The organism is Nocardioides sp., from assembly GCF_036401255.1.
Taxonomy (GTDB): Bacteria; Actinomycetota; Actinomycetes; order Propionibacteriales; family Nocardioidaceae; genus Nocardioides.
Genome location: NZ_DASWVI010000277.1, coordinates 15484 through 38035 on the forward strand (window position 1 = coordinate 15484; position 22552 = coordinate 38035).

Below are 22552 nucleotides of genomic sequence, written 5' to 3' on the forward strand. Positions count from 1 at the left end.
AACCACGATGCTGAGACCCGAGATCAACGACCTGCTGTGCCAGACCGGTCCCGGCACGCCGATGGGAGATCTGTTCCGTCGCTACTGGCAGCCAGTACTCCTGGCCGAGGAGCTTCCCGGCAACGACTGCCCGCCCGTGCGGGTCAAGGTGCTCTCCGAGAGACTCATCGCCTTCCGCGACTCCTCAGGCCGCTATGGCCTGATGGACGAATTCTGTGCCCACCGGGGCGCCTCGATGTGGTTCGGCCGCAACGAGGAGGGTGGACTGCGCTGCCCGTACCACGGGTGGAAGTACGACGTCACCGGCCAGGCCATCGAGGTGCCGAGCGAGCCGGAGACCAGCAACTTCTGCGCCAACGTGAAGCTGAAGTCCTACCCCCTGGTCAAGCGGGGCGACGTTCTGTGGGCCTACCTGGGCGACCCCGACAACCAGCCCCCGCTCCCGGAGTGGGAGCCCTACACCGTGCCCGAGAAGCAGGTCTACACCTCCAAGCGGCTGCAGGAGTGCAACTGGCTCCAGGCTCTCGAGGGAGGGATCGACTCCAGCCACGTGACCTTCCTCCACAGCGGCAACCTGAACACCGACCCGCTGTTCAAGGGCTCCAAGGGCAACGCGTACAACGCCGGCGACCTCAAGCCCTTCTTCGAGGTGGTGGACCACGAGGGCGGCCTGCTCATCGGTGCACGTCGCAACGCCGAGGAGGACTCGTACTACTGGCGCGTCACGCCGTGGGTCCTTCCCAACTTCACGATGGTCCCGCCGCGCGGGGATCACCCGATCCACGGCCACTTCTGGGTGCCGATCGATGACGAGAACTGCTGGGCCTACAGTTTCGACTACCACCCGACGCGCGAGCTCACGCAAGACGAGGTCCTCGCCATGCGCGCGGGCAAGGGTGTCCACAGCGCCAACGACCCGGCCTACCGTCCCCTGGCCAACAGGGACAACGACTACCTGATGGACCGCGACGCCCAGCGCCGTGGAGAGACCTACTCGGGCGTCGCCGGTATCGCGCTCCAGGACGCCTCGCTCCAAGAGTCCATGGGCCCCATCGTGGACCGGACGAAGGAGCGTCTGGTCGCGACCGACGCCGGGATCATCAAGGCCCGGCAGAAGCTGAGGAAGGCCGCCTTGGCCCTTCAGCAGGGCGAGGAGCCGGCGGGGAACAGGCCCGAGCACCAGAACGTCCGGTCCGTGGCCGTCGTGCTCCCGCGCGACCAGTCCTTCGTCGACGGGGTTGGCCAAGCGATGAGGGCTGAGCCCGGCAAGCCCCACACCTCGGTCTAGGGTCCGACCATGTACGAGCACCTGTCGATACCCGTGGGTCCGAGCGCGTGCGCCCGGGCCACCACTGCGAAGGAAGCGTCGCACCGCATCGACTACACGCTCTCCGCTGCGCGCAACACCCGTGTCGTCGCCCTCGACGAGGCCGCGGCCGATGTGATCAGCGAGGCGGCTGCTCTCGAGTGGGGTCAGGCCCGCTTCTACTCGGCCAGCGACCCCGGCGACCGGCTGGTCTCGATCACCGGCGAGGACGTGGCACTCGAGCACGCCATAGCCGAGTCCAACACCGTCATCATGGTCTCCGTCTCGGGCGAGAACGCCGCCGCGATGGCCCACATCGGAAAGACCTGCTACACGCGCGGCATCATGACCGCCGGCCTGGCGATGACGGCCGATCGCCTCGACAGTCAGGCCCTCCACCACCTGCGTCCCTACGCGCGCGTACTCCTCGTCCCCGCCGAGCCGGATGACCTTGTCGAGCTCCTCCGGGCAACGCGCGCATGAGCACGCGCGTCACCGTCCCGAGCCTGCGGGCGATGAAGGCCGCGGGCCAGAAGAGCGTCTGCTTCGTCGCCTGGGATCACCACATGGCCAGTCTCGCTGACCGGGCAGGGGCCGACATCGTCTCAGTCGGCGACACCGTCGGTGTGAACCTGTGGGCGCACAGCCACCCGCTCGAGATCACCATGGATGAGTTGCTCGTCGTAGCCAAGGCGGTGCGCCGCGGCGTCCACCGCGCTCTGGTCTCGGCCGACTTCCCATTCGGCCCATTGCAGAGGGGCCCCGCCGCCGCCGTCGACGCGGCGATCCGACTAGTCAAGGAGGCCGGCGTCGACCTCGTGAAGCTCGACGGCGCAGCCGACCACCCCGAGGTCGTCGAGACCGTCACGCGCGCAGGCATCCCGGTCTTCGCCCAGTTCGGCATCTCACCGCAGACCTCGCTGAAGTACGGCGTCGACTACTCCGCCGCGAGCACCGCGGAGGTGCCCGAGGCCATGCTGGCGCACATGGTCGCGGAGGCGAAGAGGCTCGAGTCGGCCGGCGCCGTCGCCCTGAACTTCACCAACTCCGGCCCCATCGTGGGCCCGGCCGTCGTCGAGGCGGTCGACGTCCCGGTCCTCGGCGGGTTCGGCGGCGGCCCCTGGCTCGACGGGCGGATCCGCATGGTCACCGCCGCGATCGGCTACGACGCCAGTCTCGTCGACCAGGCGCCCGACACCTACGCCAACGTTGCCCAGACCGCCTTCGACGCCCTCGTCGAGTGCGCCGCCGACATCCGCGGGGCACGCAGGCTCCGCGGCCAGAAGTAGCCCCCCGAGCCCGCACCAGGAGTAGCCATGCCCATCGTCGACCTGGACGGCATCCCCACTCGCTACGAGACCATCGGCCAGGGTCCGGCACTGCTGATGTTCAGTCCCGGCGGCTTCGACTCGAGCCTGGAGAACTGGACCTCGTTCGGACGCTACAAGGATCTCGGCTTCCTGGGGGCCCTGTCGCAGCGCTATACCTGCATCGTCTTCGACCGACGCGAGTCGGGCCAGTCCGGTGGCCGCCTCGAACGCCTGTCCTGGTCCCGCTACGTCACGCAGGCCCTCGCGCTCCTCGACCACCTCGGCGTCGACCGCGCCCACACCATGGGTGGTTGCGTCGGCTGCTCGACCGCCGCAGCCCTGGCGGTTGCGCACCCGGTCCGCGTCCGGAGCATGGTGCTCTTCTCCCCCGCGGGCGGCTACACCTACCGCGCGGCGCAGCACCTGCGCTTCCACCGGCACCTCGGCTTCGTGCACGAGCACGGCCTGCAGGCGGTCGTCGACCTGGCCCGGGAGTCCGGCGCCGGCTTCAGCAAAGACCCCCGCGTGGGGCCGTGGGCGGCGGCCCTGCGCAACGACGAGGCCTTCGCCGCCTCGTACGCGGCCACGGACCTCGGCCGTTACACGGCGATTCTCAGCGGTACCTCACGCCTGCTGTTCGACCGAGACACCGTGCCCGGCCTCGAGCCCGAGGACCTAGCCGTCCTCGACGTGCCGGCCCTGGTCGTACCAGGGGAGGACGACTCTCACACGAGGTCGGCCGCGCGGCACCTGCAGGAGTGCCTGCCCGACGCCGACTACTGGGACGTCCCGGTGGCCGAGCAGACCCCGGCCGCGTGCCAAGACCGCGTCCTCGCGTTCCTGGATGCGCACTCCACCGACCCGTGCTGATCCTGGTCCGACACGGCGAGAGCACGTGGAACGCCGACGACCGGTTCGCCGGACAGGCCGACATAGGCCTCACCCCGGTCGGGCGCGCCGAGGCCAGGGTCGCGGGGCGCCTGCTGCGCCAGCACGACCTCGTCCCGGAGGTCGCGCACACCTCGACGCTGAGCCGCGCGGTCGACACCCTCGACGAACTGCTCTCCCGGTGCGGCCCCCACGACGTGGTCACCCGACGGCGCCCGGAGCTCGACGAGCGCCACTACGGAGCGCTGCAAGGGATGCCACGCGCCCGGGCGGTCCAGCTGTACGGAGCCGAGCAGGTGGCCCGGTGGCGGCGCGGTGTCCACGACCGCCCTCCCCTCGACGTGGCCGGGCACGGCGAGAGCCTGACCGACGTACGCCTCCGACTGCAGCCCTACGTCGACGACGTTCTCCGCCCCGAGCTGGACCGCGGTCGGCGGGTGGTCGTGGTCTCGCACGGCAACACCCTGCGCATGCTGCGTCAGCTGGTCGAGGGCCTCACCGACGAAGAGGCCACCCGCAGCGAGATCGCCACCGGCGACTTCCGAGTCGTCGACCGGTTCAGCCGACCAGGTCCCGCGTCTCGGGCACGAATGCATCCTCCAGGCGCATCGGCGCGGTGAGGATGCCCTGCGCCACCGCGTGGTCCATGAGTTCCTCGAGCGCCGCGCGATTGGGCTCCACGCCGTAGGGCAACGGGTCGGCACCGGTGGCCGCCATGACGGCGCGCAGCGTCCGGTCCTGCTTGGTCGCATCTAGGCCGGCCCGCAGCTGCTCGACGTAGACCTCTTTGGCGGTGACGAAGGCCTCGAAGACCGCCGTGGCCAGGCCCGGGTGCTCCTCGACGAGCTCGTCGCGGACGACGACCACGTGGTTGATCGGGAAGATGCGGCGCTGCTCCCAGGCGTGCGACCGATCCAGGAGCGGGACGATGTCGGGGTCGTCGATGGCCGCGCCGACGACCGCGTCCAGTTCGCCAGCCAGCAGCAGCTCGTGGAGGCTCCGGTCCGCCGGGGCCTGGACGACGTTCTCGGGGGCGACGTAGGACGCGACGTGCTCGTCACCGGAGCGGACCCAGGTGACGCTTCCCAGGTCCAGCCCGGCTGCGGCCAGCTCGGCACGGCCCCACACCCCGGTCGTGACGGTGTAGCCACGGTTGACGCCCACGCGCTTTCCGTGGAGGTCGACCGCCCGGCGCACGGCACCCTCAGCAAGGACCTGCGTGGCGCCGTGATGAAAATCGCGGACCACCGGGACCGGCAGGGCAGTGAGCCCCACCCCATGCTCCTTGGCGGTGAGGTAAGTGGTCACGGCCAGCTCAGCCACGTCGTACTCCAGGTTGCGAACCATCTTCCGGAATCCGTGTACCAGCACGGGCTCGTCGACGAAGGCCAGGTGGTAACCCTTCGGGTCCACCTCGTGGGCGATGAGCGCGCGCGTCGCTCCCTGCTCCCGCGCGAGGGTGTGCAACTCGGACATGGCCTCTCCTGGCGTGGTGGGTGCGCGGGTGACCCGCATCACGCGGATGCTACTCTTGGTCAGACCATTCTGCCAATGACGAGGAGAGCAATGGCCCTCAGGGTTCGCGCCGCCGTCCGGACCGCCCCGGGGACGACTGAGCTCCAGGAGCTCGACGCCCCCGAGCTCGACGCCGAGTCCGCCCTCCTCAAGGTCGAGGTGGCCGGCATCTGTGGCACCGACGTGAAGCTCTACAGCAATCCCCCCACCTCTCCCGCCACGCGTGGGCCGGTGATCATGGGTCACGAGAACGTCGGCGTCATCGCCGAGGCGGGGCCCACCTTCAAGGCCAGGCACGGCCTGCGGGAGGGCGACCGGGTCTTTGTCGAGCACTACGTCGCCTGCTTCAGCTGCGAGTGGTGCCGCATCGGCGAGTACCGACATTGCGAAGCGACTGACTGGCGGACCAACCCTGACGCCCGACGCTTCGGCTACACCTCGGCCGACAACCCCGGCACCCTGTGGGGGGGCTTCGCCGAGTACATGTTCCTGCCGTGGAACGCCGTCCTGCACAAGATCCCCGACAGCATCACCCCCGAGCAGGCCGGGCTCGTCATGCCTCTGTCCAACGGCATCGAGTGGGCCCTGCTAACCGCCGGGGTCGGGTACAACCACACGGTCCTCATCCAGGGCCCCGGCCAGCAGGGGCTCGCCCAGCTGGTGGCGGCGAAGCAGGCGGGAGCCGCGCAGATCATCGTGTCGGGTACGACACGCGACCGGGCGCGCTTCGAACTGGCGAAGGAACTCGGCGCCGACGCGGTGGTCGACGTCCAGACCGAGGACGCGCGCGAGAAGGTCATGGACCTGACAGGCGGGCGAGGTGTCGACTTCGTCCTGGACTGCACCTCACGCGCCGGCACGGCGCCCGTCCTCCTCGGCGTCGACGTCCTGAAGCGCCGCGAGGGCACGCTCCTCATCCAAGGAGAGCTCGCTGCCTTCCCCGACTTCCCCGTCAAGCTCATCACCGAGAAGGCGATCACCATCAAGAGTGCGCGCGGTCACTCGTTCAACGCCTGCGAGCTGGCTGTCGCCCAGCTCGCCTCGGGCCGTTACCCGCTGGAGAAGCTCGCCACCCACCGCTACGGCATCGACCAGGTCGACCACGCGATCCGGGTGCTCGCGGGCGAGACCGACGAGGACGCCATCCACGTCTCGATGATGCCCGAACTGATTGGTCAGCCCGGAGGGGTGGTCCAGCGATGACCGGCCTCGTCGTCACCAACCCGCCGCGCACCGATCTGGCCGTCGTCGACGCGCTCGGGGCCTTCGGAGTGGCCACGCTGCACGAGGCCCAGGGCCGCACCGGCCTCCTCGGCTCGCACCTGCGGCCCATCCAGCGCGGCGTACGAGTCAGCGGGAACGTCGTGACGGCCACCGTCGCGCCCGGCGACAACACGATGATCGGCGTCGCTGTCGAGCAGTGCCGAGAGGGCGACCTCCTGGTGGTGGCTCCGACGACACCCTGCGACATGGGCTACTTCGGCGACCTCCTCGCCACGACTCTCCAGGTCCGGGGAGTGCGTGGCCTGGTCATCGAGGCCGGCGTCCGTGACGTAGCCGATCTGAACGACATGGGCTTCCCCGTCTGGTCCCGGGCCGTTTCGGCCGAGGGCTGCGGCAAGGGCGTCCTGGGGGACGTCAACGTGCCGATCTCGATCGGGGGGCGGATCGTCGCGCCGGGCGACGTCGTCGCCGCCGACGACGACGGCGTGGTGGTCGTGCCCCGGGCGGGTGCCGCCGCGCTGGTCACCCGCGCTCGCGCGCGGGAGGAGAAGGAGGCCCGCGCCAGGACACGCTACCTCGCGGGCGAGATCGCGCTCGACGTCAACGACATGCGACCGATGCTCGAGCGCTCAGGCATCCGCTACGTGGAGCACGTCGACTGGCTGGCCGAGTCGGGGGACGCGCGGTGATCATCGACGTCCACGGGCACTACACGACCGCCCCGCCGCAGCTGCAGGCCTTCCGCGATGCCCAACTCGCCGGCGAGCGGACCACGATGGCCCCCGTCAGCGACGACGAGCTCCGGGCGAGCGTCGAGAACAATCAGCTCCGCGTCCTGCGCGAGCGCGGCGGCGACGTCATGATCTTCTCGCCCAAGGCCTCCGGAATGGAGCACCACGTGCCCGACCCGGGCGTCGCGACTGACTGGGCACGAGCCTCCAACGACCTCGTGCACCGCGTCGTCGGCCTCTACCCCCAGACCTTCGCCGCCGTCGCCCAGCTGCCGCAGACCCCCGAGGGCAACATCGACGCCGTCGTCCACGAGGTACGGCGCACGGTGGGCGAGCTCGGCTTCGTGGGCGTCAACCTCAACCCCGACCCGTCAGGGACGTGGACCGGGCTCCCCCTGACCGACCCGTCGTGGTTCCCGGTCTACGAGGTCCTCGAGGAGCTGGACGCGCCGGCAATGATCCACGTGTCGACGGCGTGCAACCCCAACTTCCATACCCTTGGTGCGCACTACCTCAATGCCGACACCAGCGTGTTCGTACAGCTCCTCATGTCTGACGTGTTCGACCGCTTCCCGCACCTGCGCCTCGTGATCCCGCACGGTGGCGGCGCGGTGCCCTACCACTGGGGACGTTTCCGTGGCTTGGCGATGCGCAACGGCTGGCAGGACCCCGCCGACCTGTTCCGCAACGTCTTCTTCGACACGGCCGTCTACCACCAGCCAGGCATCGACCTCCTGCTGAAGGTCGTGCCGGCGAGCAACGTCCTGTTCGCCTCGGAGATGCTGGGTGCCGTGCGCGGCGCCGACCCCGAGACGGGCATCGAGTGGGACGACACCCTGCGCTACCTCGACGGCGCGACCCTCGACGACGTGGAGCGGGCGCGCGTCCTCCACGACAACGCGCTGCTCGTCTACCCCGGACTGGCGGGCCGCTTCGCCTGAACCCTTTGCCACACCACAACCCGTTGGACTAACCTATAGTCCATATCCGCACGGCCCCTTGGAGGCATCTCTATGTCCACCGACTCGACCGCGACGACCTGGCAGGAGCCGACCGACCATCACCGGGCCGGCTTCGGCGAGTTCAAGAAGCAGCCCACGCCCTACGACGCGTTCATGGAGTCCGAGGGCATCCCGGTCTTCCGGGGCCTGGGAGTGCGCACCGTCACCGACCTGCCGATGGTCGACTGGGAGCGCAAGGGCGGCCGGGGCAGCTACATCCAGACGATCGGCACGGAGACCAAGTGGGGCCACTTCGTCGTGGAGATCCCCGCTGGCGGCGCCCTCAACGCCGAGAAGCACATGTTCGAGGAGATCTACCTGGCCGTGGAGGGACGCGGCACCTGCGAGGTCTGGCAAGAGGGAGACGTCAACAAGCACGTCTTCGAGTGGCAGAAGGGCTCGATGTTTTCGATCCCGATGAACGCCTGGTTCCGCCTCGTCAACGCCACCTCAAAGCCGGCGGTACTGATGGCCGGCAACACCGCACCCAACGTGTTGAACCAGCTCAACAACGTCGAGGCAGTCTTCGACAACCCGTTCGTCTTCCGTGACCGGTTCAGCGGCGCCGACGACTTCTACAAGTACCGCGACGAGGTGGAGCCCGACCCGGTCCGCGGCCTCGCGATGCGCCGTACGAACTTCATCCCCGACGTCGTCGACTGCGACCTGCCGCTCGACAACCGCCGCTCCCCCGGCTACCGCCGCGTCGAGCCGTACATGACCGACAACCAGTTCTACTACTGGATCGGCCAGCACGAGAACGGCCGTTACTCCAAGGCACACGCGCACACCTCGGCCGCGATTCTGATCTGCCTCAAGGGCAAGGGCTACACCTACACCTGGCCCGAGCATCTCGGCCCCACGCCCTGGGCCGACGGCAACGGCGACCAGGTGCAGCGCCTGGACTACGAACCCTTCGGCTTCATCACCGCTGCGCCGGGTGGCGCCCGTTGGTACCACCAGCACTTCAGCGTCTCAAAGGAGCCGTTCCGCCTCAGTGCGTGGTTCGGCCCCCACAACCCGGGCCGCGACCCGGGGGCGCCCGGCACCAAGCACACCGACTACACGGCCCGCGAGCTGCATGAGGGCGGCACCTCCATCGCCTACTGGATGGAGGACCCGCACATCCGCGAGGAGTACGCCCAGACCCTCGCCGCGAACGGCGTCGAGCTGCGCATGGACCCCTCGTGGTACGAGCAGCCGGAGGGCATCACGTGGAACCCGAACAAGACGCAAATGGCCGATGGGATTCAGTGAGCCCGCACAGCTGACGCCGCTGGAGCACCACGGCGGCCGGCTCTTCACCAGTGGCGGCCGCAGCCTGGTCCTCGTCGACGACGAAATCCGGCTGACCAGCGTGGGCGTCGACATCGGCTCGTCCACGACGCACATGGTGCTCTCCCGCATCGTCCTCGAGCGCCGCGACAACCGGTACGTCGTGACCGAGCGCGAGGTCACGCATGAGTCGGAGGTCCTTCTCACGCCGTACTCATCGAGCGAGAGCAGCGGAGACACCCTCGACGGTGACGCGCTGCGCGAGTTCTTCGACAAGCAGTACGTCGCGGCCGGGGTCGACCAACAGCAGATCGACACCGGCGCGCTGATCATGACCGGCGTCGCGGTGCGCCGCCGCAACGCCAGGATCATCGCCGACGTGTTCTCCGAGATCGCGGGCCGCTTCGTGTCCGTCAGCGCCGGCGACGCTCTCGAGACCCGGCTCTCGGCCTACGGGTCCGGCGCCGTGGCCGACTCCGAGCGGCACCACCGCCGCACCATGAACATCGACATCGGCGGCGGCACGTCCAAGGTCGCGGTGTGCGACGACGGCGCGGTCGTGGCCACCACGGCCATCGACATCGGCGCCCGCATCCTCGCCTTCGACGAGCGGCGCCGCGTGACGCGCATCGAGGATGCCGCCCGTCGCCTCGCCGCCGAGGCCGACCTCCCGCTCGCCCTCGGCGAGGTCCCCGACGAGGCCGGGCTATCACGGTTGATCGACCTCATGGCGGACCACCTCTTCGCGGCCGTGCGCGGAGGCCGGCCCGACGCGCCCACTGCCGCGCTCCTGCGGCTCGACCCCCTGCCGGCTGGTCCGGCACCGGATGCGGTCTCGTTCTCAGGCGGGGTCGCGGAGTACGTCTACGAGCGCGACCTTGCTGACCACGGCGACCTCGGTCGGCGTCTTGCCGTCGCGGTCCGGGAGCGCATCGACGCCTGGGGTCCCGAGCAGCACCTGTCTGAGCAAGGCATCCGGGCGACCGTGGTGGGCGCCTCGCAGTACACCGTGCAGGTCAGCGGTACGACGATCTTCGTGGAGCCCACCTCCGCCCTGCCCCTGCGCAACGTGCCCGTCCTCGCGCCCGAGCTGCCGCTGGACACCGAGGTCATCGATGCCGGGGCGATCGAGTCCGCCGTCCGCGATGCACTGGAGCACGTGGCAGCGCTGCCGGCGGACCAGCCCGTCGCGGTGGGCTACCGGTGGGAGGGCTCGGCCACGTTCGGTCGTCTCGACGCCTTCTGCCGGGGGGTTGTCGCCGGCATGGCGGAACGCACCCACCGCGGCCTGCCCCTGGTGCTTGCCGGCGAGGGCGATGTAGGCGGCCTGATCGGTATCCACGTGCACGAGGAGCTCGACCTGCCGATTCCGGTCGTGTCGGTCGACGGGCTCGCCCTCCAGGCCTTCGACTTCATCGACATCGGCGAGCTGTTGGCCACGTCCGGCGCCGTGCCCGTCGTCATCAAGTCGCTCGTCTTCCCGACCAGCGCGGCCCTCGGCCGCCCCACGACCCAAGGAGGTCCTGTCTCCTCATGACTCAGCCATCGCAGCCCCACAACGCTCCGGCGGCCCTTGCCGAGCCCGGCTATTTGGTCGACCCCTACAAGGACTGGGCCGAGGGTGAGGGCATCCCGATCCACCTGGACTTCGGCCACGATCTACTCGCTCTCGAAACCGGGCCATGGGAGCGGTACGGCGCCCGCGGCTGCTTCGCCCACACCAAGGGCATGGGCGACTTCATGTCGAATTACGTGCTCGAGGTGGAGCCGCGCAAGAACACGGAGGTCGTCCGCCACCTCTACGAAGCCTTCTTCTTCGTGCTGGCGGGTCACGGCTCGACCGTCGTCTGGCTGCCCGACGGCTCCCAGCGAACCTTCGAGTTCGGCCCCAAGGCGCTCTTCGCGATCCCGCTCAACTGCCGCTACCAGATCTTCAACGGCTCCGGATCCGAGCCGGTGCGGCTCTCCGTCACCAACGACGCGCCGCTGACGATCAACCTCTACCACAACCTCAACTTCGTCTTCGAGAATGACTTCGCGTTCACCGACCGCGTCAGCGACCCGAAGTACTTCGAGGGCGAGGGCCAGCACAACGTCTACAACAAGTCGTCGGTGAAGGTGCAGAACGTCTGGGAGACCAACTTCGTCCACGACCTCACGAGCTTCAAGCTCTACGAGTTCGAGGGCCGTGGCAAGGGCTCGATGAACGTCAACTTCATCCTCGCCGAGGGCACGATGCACTCACACGTCTCGCAGATGCCGGTGGGTCGCTACAAGAAGGGCCACCGTCACGCGGCCGGCACCCACGTGCACGCGGTCGACGGCTCCGGCTACTCCCTCCTCTGGTACGAAGGCGACGAGGAGTTCGTCGAGCTGCCCTGGCGTCACGGGATCATGTACACCCCGCCGTTCTGGATGTACCACCAGCACTTCAACACCGGCGACACCCCGGCCCGTTACGTCGCCTGCAGCCTGGGCAGCCGCCGCTACCCCTTCATCGCGCTGCGCCGCCGTAGCGCCGAGGGCGCGGGAGCTGTTTCGGTGTCCAAGGGCGGACGCCAGATCGAGTACGACGAGCAGGACCCCCGGGTGCACCGCAAGTTCCTCGAGGAGCTCGCCAAGACCGGCGTGCCGTCCCAGATGGGCGACCTCTTCGACGAAGCGGCAACCCTGGCGATCCCCGCGGACCAGCTGACGGGCGTCATCCAGACCCCGACGTCCAGCGGGCCGGCGGTCTGACCCGGTGCACGACCTGGACTTCGAGCACGAGCACGAGCTCGGGATCACCGAGGACGAGGCGGCTGCCATCAAGCAGCTGATCGAGGAGCAGGACACGCTCGAGCTCGTCACGGTCGGCATCGACGTCGGGTCCTCGACGTCGCACCTGCTGTTCGCGAAGGTCGTGCTGCGCCGGCGTACGACTGACCTCTCGAGCCGGTTCGAGGTCGTGGACCGCCAGGTCATCTGGGCCTCGCCGATCATCCACACGCCGTTCCGGCCCGACGGCCTGATCGACGCACACGAGCTGTCGCACTTCATCATCGATGCCTACGCAACCGCCGGCCTGAAGGCCTCCGACGTGGACAGCGGCGCCGTCATCCTCACCGGCGAGGCGATCAAACGACCCAACGCCCGCGCCATCGACGAGATCTTCGCGAGCCAGTCCGGCAAGTTCGTGTGCGCCACAGCCGGGCACGAGCTCGAGAGTCTGCTGGCCGCCCATGGGTCGGGCGCCACGCGCCTATCGCAGCAGCGCGGGGGCGTCGGCCTCCACGTCGACATTGGCGGGGGGACAACGAAGCTCGCGATGGTCGAGGACGGTGAGGTCCTCGACGTGGCGGCGTTCGCGGTCGGCGGGCGCCTGCTCGCTCACGACGGCGACGGCAACTGGACGCGTATCGACGACTCGGCGGGCCTGGTCGCCGAGGACCTAGGCCTCGAGCTCGACCCCGCCACCGCGGGCGACCCGGAGGTGCGCCAACGCATCTGCGTCCGCCTCGCGCAGGTCGTGGTGGACGAGATCCTCGACGAGCCCGCTGACGCACTCACCTCTGCACTCGAGCTGACTCGTCGCCTCGAGCGTCGTTCGGCTCCGACGTACCTCACCTTCTCCGGTGGGGTCTCGGAGTACGTCTTCGGCAACGACGCCGGTGACTACGGCGACATCGCTCCCGCGCTGGCGGCCGAGATCGTCCGGCAGCTCGGTGCCCGGACGGACATCCCGGCCATCGACGCGGGGCAGCGGATCCGCGCCACGGTCATCGGTGCCTCGCAGTACACCGTGCAGGTCAGCGGCAAGACCATCCACCTCAGCGATCCCGGCGTCTTGCCCGTCCATAACCTCCCGGTCGTCCACCTCGGCACGTTGGAGAGCGCCGAGGTCGACCGGACCGCCGTCGCCGACGCCATCCGGCGCAGCGCGGAGATCCGAGGCGCCGACCTCATGGCCCCTGTCGCGATCGGCCTGACGTGGCGTGGACTCCCGGCGTACGCCGCCCTCGAGGAGCTGGCCCTGGGCATCGCCGACGGGGCCGGCCCCTCGGACGAGCCCCTCACCTTGGCCATCGACGGCGATGTTGGGCAACTGCTGGGCCGCCTGCTCGGCGTCGAGCTCGGGTTCGCCCGCCGCGTGATCTCGGTCGACGGCGTGGCGCTCGCCGAGCTCGACTTTGTCGACATCGGGGAACTGCTCTCCCCGCCCGGCGTGGTGCCAGTCGTCATCAAGTCACTCCTCTTCTCCTGAGGGACCGACCCACCGTGTCCCTGCCCGAGGTCCTCCGCAACCGATCGCTGGTCGGCTACCTGGCCGGCGTCGTCCTGTCGCAGATCGGTACGCGCGGCGCCATGGCCGCCAGCCTCTACCAGGTCTACGACCTCACGGGATCGATCGGCATGACCGGCCTCGTGGGGGCGGCTAGCGGCCTGGCGGTGCTCGTGCTCAGCCCCATCGGCGGTGCCCTCGCCGACCGCCTCGACCGCAAACGGTTGCTGCAGGGCGCACAGCTGGTCGGTGGCTCCGTGGCGCTTGGACTGGCGGTCATCACTTTCACCGGCACCGTCGAGGCCTGGCACGTCGTTCTCGCCTCACTGCTCTCGATGGGCGCGACTACTTTCGACAACCCGACACGCAATGCCCTGATCGGGTCGATGGTCCCCCGCCACCAACTGCCCCAGGCCTTCGCGTTGGTGAACCCGGCCCGCGAGGTCGCGGTCCTCGTCGGACCGGGTCTCGCCGGGCTACTCATCGCATACGGCGGCCCCGGGCTCGTCCACGCCGTCGATGCCGCGACGTACGCCTCGATGGTGGTCATCTTGGTCTTCATCAAGGCTCCGAGCCCGCACCGGGACCGCACGCACGCTCCGATCCTGCGCTCGATCCTCGAGGGCGCGCAGTACGTCGCCGGCCGCCCCATCATCATGATGCTCATGTCCCTCGACCTCTCAGCGATGGTCTTCGGCGCCTACCGCGTGCTCCTACCGGCTCTGGCCCTGGACGTGCTCGGCGTGGGGCCGGAGGGGTACGGCCTTCTCGCGGCCGCACCGTCAGCAGGTGCCCTCCTCGCGACGTACGGAATCGTCCGACTCGTCGGTCGGACCCAGACCGCAGGCCGAGTCGCCTTGCGGGCGACCGGGGCCTTCGCAGTCGCCGACCTGGCACTGGCCCACTCACCATGGTTCGTCGTCAGCCTGGTGGCGGCCGCCTGCCTCGGCGGCGCCGACGCCCTGGCCACCTGCATCCGGCATGCGGCCGTCCAGATCGAGACCCCCGACGAGCTCCGCGGGCGGGTCAGCTCGATCTACCAGATCTCCTCGCGGGGCGGACCAGCCGCCGGTGACGCGGTCATGGGGGGCGCCGCAGTACTGCTCGGGCCCGCCCTGGCGCTCACCCTGGGGGCGGGCCTCACGCTGAGCTACGTTGCTACGCTCCTGCTCACTCCGAACGCCGTCCGGGAGTACGCCGGGCCGGAGCGCGATGTCGTCCCCGCCGGGTGAGGCTGCGGCCGACCTGCGCGAGGTGCACCTGCGCCTCGGGCCCGAGCGCGCACGGACGCGCACCTCGCTGACCCTGAGCGGACCGAGGCGGGCCCTGGACCTCACCCCTACCTTCGACGCCCTCGAGGTCACCGTAGACGGCGTGGGCGATTGCCACGTCGAGGCGGGTGTCGTCCGCCTCCGCGACCTGCGAGCGGGTGCTCGCGTGACCGTCTCTGGCGATGTCGAGTACCGGCCCACCCCGCACGGGCTGCACGCGTGGACAGACGCGGCTGACGGAAGTCGCTACGTGGTCGCAAGCGGAGCCCTGGGCGGCGCCAGGCACTTCATGGCCTGCGACGACGGACCGGCAGACCGGATGGTCACCCGGATCGTCGTGGAGTCGGGCGGGCTCACCCGCAGCTGGGACCAGGAAGGCACCGTGGCCAGCCACCAGCTGGGCCTGGCAGCGGGCCCGTGGGTGATGACGACGGCGCCCGGGACAGAGCTGCTCGCCCGCCGGGCACTCGGCCAGGACGCCAGCGTCCGTAGCCTGCTCGCCGATACCGAGCACGTGCTCGCCTGGCTTCTCGACTGGTTCGACGTGGCCGCTCCGAACGGCCCGTGGGGGTCGACGTACACCCAGGTGCTCCTGCCGCGCGCGCCGTGGTTGGCTATGGAGCACCCCGGCTGCGTCCTGCTGTCCGAACGACTGTTGGGAGCGCCGAGGGCACGACGCGTCGCCGTCTTGGCGCACGAGGCCGCCCATCAGTGGGTGGGCAATCTCGTTTCGCCCCGATCGTGGTCCGACGTCGGCCTCTTCGAGGGGTTGGCCGAACTGCTGGGCCAGCTAGCGTGCGAGGCGATTATGGGGCGCGAGGCGACGGGCTACCTCAACCGTCGGCGCTCCGCTGGGGCGCTCGCGCTGCCCCCGACAGGTCCAGACCTGAGAACCCTGCCGGAAACGGCCGGACTGGCCGAGGTTGCCGGCCCGGTGCAGCACGCGGAGCTCCTCCGGATCGTGAGCGAAACGCTCGGAACTCCGACCTTCCGCGACCGCATCGCCGAGCTGGTCCGGCGACGGGCGGGAACTGCCTGTAGCACCCTTGAGGTGTGGAGCGACCTCGGGATGGCGCCACGGACACCCCGCACCGTGCGCCTGCCGATGCTCAGCAACGCCGCTTCTCACCCGAAGTGGCCCGGCGACGACGTGCTCACCCAGTCCGATCCGGCCATGGCTGCGGCCGCCGCCCGGCACGCCTTCCGGGCCTGCTCCTCGGGGGGCCGGCGGGTGTGCGCCGCCTTGGCCGTGATGATGGAACCGAGCACGCCCGCCGCCGTCACCGCCGGCCTCGCTGCCGAACTTGGTCGTCGCCGGAGTCACTAAATCTCAGCGGTTGGTCTAACCATTTGTTCGTGAATGTGATACCCATCTCTCCAAGGACTAACCATCAGTCCATCAGTCCGCCTGACAGCTGGACAGATCCCCTGGGAGAGACGATGAAGAAAAACGCCCTGCTGATCGTGGCAGCGGTTCTGGCCGTAGCGCTCACCGCGTGCGGCAACCCCGCCGCCTCGGGCGATGACAAGGCCGAGAAGGTCGACAACGTCGACAGCCACGCCAAGGAAGTCTTCGACAAGTTCAATGAGATGTCGGGCAGCGAGCGCACCGACGCCCTCATCGCCGCCGCCCAGGAAGAGGGCGAGATCTCCATCTATACGTCCAACACCGACCTCGACGCCATCGTCGACGCGTTCGACGAGGCCTACGGCATTGACGTCAACGTGTATCGCGGCAATTCCGAGTCGGTCCTCCAGCGCGTGCTTCAGGAGTCGAAGGCCGGCTTCGCGGGCGTCGACCTCATCGAAACCAACTCGGGCGAACTCAACATCCTTGCCGAGGAGGGCCTGCTCTACCCCTACTCCAGCGAACTGCGCGACGCGGTGCGCGAGGAGGGTCAGAAGGAGTTCTGGACGGCCGACCGATTCAACGCCTTCGTCGTCGCGTGGAACACCGACCTGGTCTCAGACGACCAGGTCCCGGCCTCGATCGAGGAGTTCGCCGACCCGAAGTGGGCCGGCAAGGTCTCGATGGAGCTGGGCGACGTCGACTGGTTCTCCGCGATGTGGAACTACTACCTCGACGCTGGCAAGTCCGAGGACGAGGTTCAGGCCATGTTCGAGGGCATTGCGGCCAACTCCAAGGTCGTGAAGGGCCACACCGTCCAGGCCGAGCTCCTCAGCGCTGGTGAGTTCGCGGCGGGCGTGTCGCTGTACTCCCACTCCGTGCAGGAGGGCACTGAGGAGGGCCGCCCGATCGAATGGCGTGGCGACAGCGTCGAGCCCGTGCAGCCGGTCGTCCTGCGTCCCAACGGCGGCGGCCTCGTGGGCACCGCGCAGCACCCCGCTGCGGCGCTCCTGTTCATGGACTTCCTCCTCTCGGCCGAGGGTGGGCAGCGGGCGATCGCCGACGAGTTCCGCATCGGCTCCGTCCCTGGCGGCAACGACCCGCTCGCTGGCCTGGAGACGGTCCAGGTCGACGAAGACGAGATGCTCGACAACATCGAGAAGTGGGACGAGCTGTATGCCGCGATCATCCAGGGCGGCGAGATCACCGAGGAGTGAGCTCGCTCCTCCTCACCTGCGCCCCGGGTCGCTCATCGGCCCGGGGCGCAGATCTGTTCGCACCACGAAGGGCGCAGCCATGACCGTCTCGGACGCCCGGTGGTCTGCGGCGACAGCCACGGGCTATTCCTTCGCCCTCGGCATGTCGTCGGTTGCCCTGCCCCTGCAGGCGGTCGCCGCTGGATACGACGCAGTCGAGGTCGGCCTGCTGGTGGCCGCCTCCGCGGTCTCGCAGATAGTCAGCCGACTCTTCCTGGGCAGGGTCATGCGCCGGGTGCCCGACTGGCTGATCATCGCCGCGGCCTGCGCGCTGCTCGCACTGTCGTGCCTGGTCGTGGTGGCCGCCAGCGCTCCCGTCCCGTTCTTGCTCGGGCAGATTCTCCAAGGCGTGTCCCGCGCCTGCTTCTGGACCGGGAGCCAGACCCACGTCGTGCGCGGCGAAGAGTCGTCGGTCAAGGCACTCGCGTCGATCAACCTGGTAGGCAACCTAGGGCTGCTCGCCGGCCCCATCGCCGCAGGCGTGCTCATCGGCGAGGACGCCCGCCTCGCCCTGGGGGTGGCCGCGGCGGCTTCCGCGGTGGCGCTGGTGCCCGCGTGCCGGCTGCTCCGGCTTCCGCCGTTCCAGAAGCTTGCCGATCGCCAACCCGGCCGGCTCTGGCGGCGTCCGGGAGTGTGGGACGGCTGCCGGGCCGGTATCACCGCCGGCGGCTGGCGGGCACTGCTGGGCTCCTACGTGCCGCTGGCACTGGTGGAGGCCGGCCAGAGCCCGATGGCCGTCGGGCTGCAGATCGCCGCGGCCAACGCCGCCACGATCCTGGGGGCCTGGATCGTGCGCGACGTCGACGACGGCCGCGCCGTACGCCGCATCCTCAACCTCGGCACGCCGACAACGGGCCTGGCCATCGCCGCCACAGGGATTTGCGCCTCGTCGTCGCTCATGGTTGGCCTCGCCCTCGTGGTCTCGGGAATCGCGGCCGGCGCCCTCCAGACGCTGGGTCCTGCGACCGCCGCCGACGCTGTGCACGCCCAGGAGCGCGGGGAGGCGATCGCCGCGACCGGGACATTCCGAGCGGCCTCACTGTTCCTGACGCCCGTGGCCGCTGCCGGGCTGGTCGCGATGGTGCCCCTCGCGCCCACCATCGCCGTCACGGGCCTGCTGCTGGCGCTCCCCCTGGGGCGCCGCACGCGAAGCTGAGCGTCAGTCGCCGGGCTCGATGTCGCGGACCAGGTTGGCCGTGCGGTCGATGTGGGTCGTCATCACTGCCACCGCCGTCTCGACGTCGCGCTTCTCAATGGCATCGACCAGAGCGGCGTGCTCCTCGGTGCCTCGGCGGCCCATGTCCGGGGCCGCGATCTGGGCCTGCCTCAGGGAGAGCAGCATCGGCCCGTGGAAGCTATGCACCAAGGTCTCGATAGCCGGATTGTGCGCGCACGCCGCGACGGCCACGTGGAACGTCGTCGAGAGGCTCATCGTGTATGCGTCCTGGCTCAGCGCCACCTGGGCCTCCTCGAGCAGGAGGCGCAGGCCACGAATGTCGTCTTCGGTCGCCCGCTCGACGACGAACGGGAGGATGCCCAGCTCGATGATGCTGCGGGCCTCAGTGACGTTGGCCGGCGTCAACTGGGTGAGTGTCATCAGATCCGCCAGTCCCTCACCGAGCCGTTCCTTGGTGGGCGACGCGACGAACGCGCCGCCACGCGACCCCACGTGGATCTCAATCAGGCCGTTGGCCTCGAGGACCCGGAGTGCTTCACGCACGGTCACACGACTGACCCCGAAGCGCTGGCAAAGGTCGCGTTCGCTGGGCAGCCGGTCCCCGTTGGCCAGCCGACCCTCCCGGATGAGCTGCTTGATCTGATCGACGATCACCTGGGAGACGCGGTCGACGCTGACCGGACGAAACAGGTCACCGTCCGAGGTGGTGCTGGCTGCGTTCATCGGGGTCCCCGTACTACTTATTGGAATGATGGTCAGACCACAAACTCTAACAGTCCGGGCTTCAGAACTGCCTCTCGATGATCTCGGCCACCATGTGCTCATGCCGAAGGCTTCCTCTCCCTCGTGTGATGTGGCACACTCTCTGGCTAATGGTCTGACCGTAAGCCCAAGCAGCCACCGTCGAGCACCCCGAGGAACCTCTCCGATGTCACCAGTCGTCCACGATGTTGCGACGTGCGTGGAGGCGACGTGAGCGTCGCCACTACCCCCGCCCCGCCGGCCCCCACCCCCCGCCCGCCCCGGACCCCCCCCGGCCCCGGGCGGACGCGCCGCTTCTGGGTCCCGACCCCGAAAATCCTGATCCTGGGCGTAGTCGGAATCGTCGTTGCTTACCTCGCGATCGTGCCGCTGTGGTTCCTGATCCAGGGCACGTTCTTCGACAGCACGAGCAACCTGTTCACCCTCGAGGGCTTCAAGCGCGCCTACACGGACGCGCAGTCGTTCGAGATGATGCGCAACTCCATCTGGTTTGCCATCGGCTCCGCCGTGCTGAGCCTGGTCGTCGGGACCTCGCTTGCCTTCCTCAACGTGCGCACCGACGTTCCGTTCAAGGGGTTGTTCTTCGCGGCGTCGATCATCCCGCTGGTCGTTCCGGGCATCCTCTACACGGTTGCGTGGATCTTCCTCGCCAGCCCTGACATCGGGCTGGTCAACTTCGCGCTGGAGCCCATCTTCGGACCGGGCACGTTCAACATCTACTCGGTCTGGGGAATGATCTGGGTCGAGGGCCTGCACCTCTCTCCCATCACCTTCCTCTTCATGGTCGCGGCGTTCCGATCTCAGGACCCCTCCCTCGAGGAGTCGGCGCTGATGTCGGGCGCCTCGCGGATCACCGTACTGCGCCGCATCACCGTGCCGCTGCTGCGTCCGGCCATCGCCGCCAGCACCCTGATCATGACGGTCCGTGCCCTCGAGAGCTTCGAGGTGCCCGCGCTCCTCGGTCTCCAGGAGGGCATCTACGTCTTCACAAGCAAGATCTACTTCATGTTGCGGACCTACCCGCAGGACCTCAACGGAGCCGGAGCCCTGGCCATCGGCCTGCTCGGGATCGCGGCCCTCGGCATGGTTCTCGAGCACATGCTCAGTCGCGGCGCGAAGGCCTACCAAACGGTCACCGGCAAGGGCTTCCGTCCCCGCCCGATCGAGCTGGGCAGGTGGCGCAGTGTGGCCGGCATCGCGATCATCGGTTACTTCTTCCTGACGGTGATCCTGCCGATGCTGATGCTGATCTACACCTCGTTGCTGCCCTACTACCAGCGACCGTCCGGCAAGGCCTTCAGTTCGATGACGTTCCAGAACTACGCCGACCTCCTCGAGATGTCGAAGGCGACCACGGCGCTGAAGAACTCACTGATCCTGGGCGCTTCCTCCGCCACCTTGGTCATGGTCCTCATGGCTATCGCGGCGTGGATCGTCGTGCGGTCCCACATTCCGGGCCGCAAGTTGCTCGACCTGCTGTCGTTCGCACCACTGGTCATCCCCGGCCTGGTGCTCGGCCTGTCGCTGCAGTTTGTATACCTGCGCAGCCCGATCCCCATCTACGGGACCATCTGGATCCTGCTCATCGCCTACTGCACGCGCTACATGCCCTACGGCATGCGGTATGCCGTCACCTCCATGCAGCAGATCTCATCCGAGCTCGAGGAGTCGGCCGCGGTCAGCGGCGCGACCTGGTGGCAGGTCTTCCGCCGCGTTCTCCTGCCGCTGCTCATGCCGGGACTTCTGGCCGGCTGGATCTATATCTTCGTCGTGTCGTTCCGCGAGCTCTCGAGTTCGATCCTGCTCTACAGCTCGGGCAACGAGATTCTCTCGATCCTGATCTGGGAGCAGTTCGAGAACGGCAAGTTCACCACGCTGGCTGCTCTGGGCGTCGTCATGGTCGCCGTCTTGATGGTGCTCGTCTCCATCGCCTACAAGCTCGGGGCCAAGGTCGGCCTCCAGCAGGACTGACATCCCCCAAGTTTCGAGAAGAGGACCTTCACCCATGCTGGAGATCAGCAACCTCGTCAAGTCGTACGCCGGTGAGCGTGCCCGTCGCGGCGGCTCCCAGGGAGCCCGCGTCTTTGCTGTCAACGACGTCAACCTGAACGTCGAAAAGGGTGAGATGTTCACCCTCCTCGGCCCGTCGGGCTGCGGGAAGACCACCACGCTGCGGTCGATCGCCGGTCTCGAGAAGCCCGATTCCGGGCATATCGGCGTCAAGGGCCGGACCCTCTTCTCGGCGGGTGCGGGCCGCAAGACGGTCAACGTGGCCGCCAACCGCCGCGGCCTAGGCATGGTCTTCCAGTCCTACGCTATCTGGCCGCACATGACCGTATTCCACAACGTGGCATTCCCGCTGCAGGTCCGCCCGCGGGGCCAACGGGTCGGCAAGAACGAGATCGAGCAGCGTGTCCACCGGGTGCTGGAGGTCATGGAGCTGCGGCGGTACGCCGAGCGTCCGGCAACCAAGCTCTCGGGCGGCCAGCAGCAGCGCCTCGCGCTCGCTCGTGCGCTCGTGATCGAGCCCGAGCTGCTCCTGCTCGACGAACCGCTGTCCAACCTGGACGCCAAGCTGCGAGAGTCGCTGCGCTACGAGCTCAAGCGCCTCCAGCGCGAGCTGGGGATCACCTCGATCTACGTCACCCACGACCAGATTGAGGCGTTGTCCCTCTCCTCGCACATCGCCGTTATGCGCGATGGCGAGGTGATGCAGCTGGGCAAGCCGCGCGACATCTACGAGAACCCCGCCAGCAAGTTCGTGGCCGAGTTCATCGGCTCCTCCAACTTCGTACCTGGTCACGTGGTGGGGCGGAGCGGTGACACCTACACCGTCGATACCCAGGCTGGGCGGCTGAACCTCACTTCGGCGGCCGACATGCCTGCCGGGACAGAGGTCTCGGCTGCGATCCGGCCGGAGTCGCTGGAGCTGACGACGGCCCGCCCCACCGACGGCCAGAACGTCTGGGAGGGAGTTGTCGGTACCCGAGCATTTCTGGGTGACGCCGTCGACCACCTGGTGCGGATCGGCAAGATCGAGCTGCGCGCCCGCTCGCTGCCCAACGTGTCCCTGGAGCCCGGGACCGAGGTCTTCATCAAGCTCCCGGCCGACAAGGTCTCGCTGGTGCCGATCGACTGACGCTGTTCGAGCCGAGTGCAATTGCTCGCGGGCGCTAGACGGCATAAGTGACCCTGTCTTCTGACAGGGTTGCGAGTCACGTAGAAGG

At 68.7% G+C, this 22552-nt stretch carries 20 protein-coding genes; 18 read left to right on the forward strand and 2 right to left on the reverse strand.

Annotated elements, in window-relative coordinates; translation table 11 throughout:
- Positions 1 to 7 precede the first annotated feature (7 nt).
- The 5 genes from VGD85_RS12940 to VGD85_RS12960 are packed head-to-tail and all read left to right on the forward strand — an operon-like array spanning position 8 to position 4124.
- Positions 8 to 1288: a Rieske 2Fe-2S domain-containing protein gene (locus VGD85_RS12940; RefSeq protein ID WP_331063852.1), complete on the forward strand. Its 1281-nt coding sequence runs from the start codon at positions 8 to 10 to the stop codon at positions 1286 to 1288.
- Positions 1289 to 1297: 9 nt separating this feature from the next.
- The gene (locus VGD85_RS12945; RefSeq protein ID WP_331063853.1) at positions 1298 to 1789 is read left to right on the forward strand and encodes a hypothetical protein; all 492 of its coding nucleotides are present in this window, start codon (positions 1298 to 1300) and stop codon (positions 1787 to 1789) included.
- Entirely contained in the window at positions 1786 to 2595 is an 810-nt protein-coding gene (locus VGD85_RS12950; protein WP_331063854.1) for a 3-methyl-2-oxobutanoate hydroxymethyltransferase, read from the forward strand. The genes VGD85_RS12945 and VGD85_RS12950 overlap by 4 nt, the downstream gene beginning before the upstream one ends.
- 27 nt (positions 2596 to 2622) lie before the next feature.
- Entirely contained in the window at positions 2623 to 3486 is an 864-nt protein-coding gene (locus VGD85_RS12955) for an alpha/beta hydrolase (RefSeq protein WP_331063855.1), read from the forward strand.
- Complete coding sequence (locus VGD85_RS12960) at positions 3480 to 4124, forward strand: 2,3-bisphosphoglycerate-dependent phosphoglycerate mutase (RefSeq protein ID WP_331063856.1); 645 nt, start codon at positions 3480 to 3482, stop codon at positions 4122 to 4124. The genes VGD85_RS12955 and VGD85_RS12960 overlap by 7 nt, the downstream gene beginning before the upstream one ends.
- Here the strand turns inward: VGD85_RS12960 and VGD85_RS12965 are convergent.
- A complete protein-coding gene (locus tag VGD85_RS12965; RefSeq protein WP_331063857.1) occupies positions 4063 to 5019 on the reverse strand; it encodes a hypothetical protein in 957 nt (318 codons plus the stop codon). The two genes, VGD85_RS12960 and VGD85_RS12965, sit on opposite strands and share 62 nt — an antisense overlap.
- 51 nt (positions 5020 to 5070) lie before the next feature.
- Here VGD85_RS12965 and VGD85_RS12970 point away from each other — a divergent pair, with 51 nt between their 5' ends.
- The 11 genes from VGD85_RS12970 (at position 5071) to VGD85_RS13020 (ending at position 18542) form a co-directional block, all read left to right on the forward strand.
- A complete protein-coding gene (locus tag VGD85_RS12970; protein WP_331063858.1) occupies positions 5071 to 6222 on the forward strand; it encodes a zinc-dependent alcohol dehydrogenase in 1152 nt (383 codons plus the stop codon).
- Positions 6219 to 6932, forward strand: coding sequence for a 4-carboxy-4-hydroxy-2-oxoadipate aldolase/oxaloacetate decarboxylase (locus tag VGD85_RS12975; RefSeq protein ID WP_331063859.1), 714 nt, complete (start codon positions 6219 to 6221; stop codon positions 6930 to 6932). Before VGD85_RS12970 ends, VGD85_RS12975 begins: the two co-directional genes overlap by 4 nt.
- Positions 6929 to 7915, forward strand: coding sequence for an amidohydrolase family protein (locus VGD85_RS12980; RefSeq protein WP_331063860.1), 987 nt, complete (start codon positions 6929 to 6931; stop codon positions 7913 to 7915). Before VGD85_RS12975 ends, VGD85_RS12980 begins: the two co-directional genes overlap by 4 nt.
- A gap of 72 nt (positions 7916 to 7987) precedes the next feature.
- Positions 7988 to 9232, forward strand: a complete 1245-nt coding sequence (locus VGD85_RS12985) for a hypothetical protein (protein ID WP_331063861.1) — start codon at positions 7988 to 7990, stop codon at positions 9230 to 9232.
- Entirely contained in the window at positions 9219 to 10787 is a 1569-nt protein-coding gene (locus VGD85_RS12990; RefSeq protein WP_331063862.1) for an ethanolamine ammonia-lyase reactivating factor EutA, read from the forward strand. The genes VGD85_RS12985 and VGD85_RS12990 overlap by 14 nt, the downstream gene beginning before the upstream one ends.
- The gene (locus VGD85_RS12995) at positions 10784 to 11989 is read left to right on the forward strand and encodes a hypothetical protein (RefSeq protein WP_331063863.1); all 1206 of its coding nucleotides are present in this window, start codon (positions 10784 to 10786) and stop codon (positions 11987 to 11989) included. Before VGD85_RS12990 ends, VGD85_RS12995 begins: the two co-directional genes overlap by 4 nt.
- 4 nt (positions 11990 to 11993) lie before the next feature.
- Positions 11994 to 13493 (forward strand): ethanolamine ammonia-lyase reactivating factor EutA, encoded by a 1500-nt coding sequence (locus tag VGD85_RS13000; protein WP_331063864.1) that lies wholly within the window; start codon positions 11994 to 11996, stop codon positions 13491 to 13493.
- A gap of 14 nt (positions 13494 to 13507) precedes the next feature.
- Positions 13508 to 14743, forward strand: coding sequence for an MFS transporter (locus VGD85_RS13005; protein ID WP_331063865.1), 1236 nt, complete (start codon positions 13508 to 13510; stop codon positions 14741 to 14743).
- Positions 14744 to 14765: 22 nt separating this feature from the next.
- Complete coding sequence (locus tag VGD85_RS13010) at positions 14766 to 16109, forward strand: M1 family aminopeptidase (protein WP_331063866.1); 1344 nt, start codon at positions 14766 to 14768, stop codon at positions 16107 to 16109.
- A gap of 113 nt (positions 16110 to 16222) precedes the next feature.
- Complete coding sequence (locus VGD85_RS13015) at positions 16223 to 17347, forward strand: ABC transporter substrate-binding protein (RefSeq protein WP_331063867.1); 1125 nt, start codon at positions 16223 to 16225, stop codon at positions 17345 to 17347.
- A 79-nt stretch (positions 17348 to 17426) separates the two neighbouring features.
- A complete protein-coding gene (locus VGD85_RS13020) occupies positions 17427 to 18542 on the forward strand; it encodes an MFS transporter (RefSeq protein WP_331063868.1) in 1116 nt (371 codons plus the stop codon).
- Between the two features lie 3 nt (positions 18543 to 18545).
- On the opposite strand, the gene VGD85_RS13025 is transcribed toward VGD85_RS13020, so the two are convergent.
- A complete protein-coding gene (locus VGD85_RS13025; RefSeq protein WP_331063869.1) occupies positions 18546 to 19286 on the reverse strand; it encodes a FadR/GntR family transcriptional regulator in 741 nt (246 codons plus the stop codon).
- Positions 19287 to 19535: 249 nt separating this feature from the next.
- Here VGD85_RS13025 and VGD85_RS13030 point away from each other — a divergent pair, with 249 nt between their 5' ends.
- Together VGD85_RS13030 and VGD85_RS13035 are read left to right on the forward strand one after the other, a co-directional pair.
- Positions 19536 to 21296, forward strand: a complete 1761-nt coding sequence (locus VGD85_RS13030) for an iron ABC transporter permease (RefSeq protein WP_331063870.1) — start codon at positions 19536 to 19538, stop codon at positions 21294 to 21296.
- A gap of 34 nt (positions 21297 to 21330) precedes the next feature.
- On the forward strand, positions 21331 to 22464 hold the full coding sequence (locus VGD85_RS13035; RefSeq protein ID WP_331063871.1) for an ABC transporter ATP-binding protein: 1134 nt from the start codon (positions 21331 to 21333) through the stop codon (positions 22462 to 22464).
- Positions 22465 to 22552 lie beyond the last annotated feature (88 nt).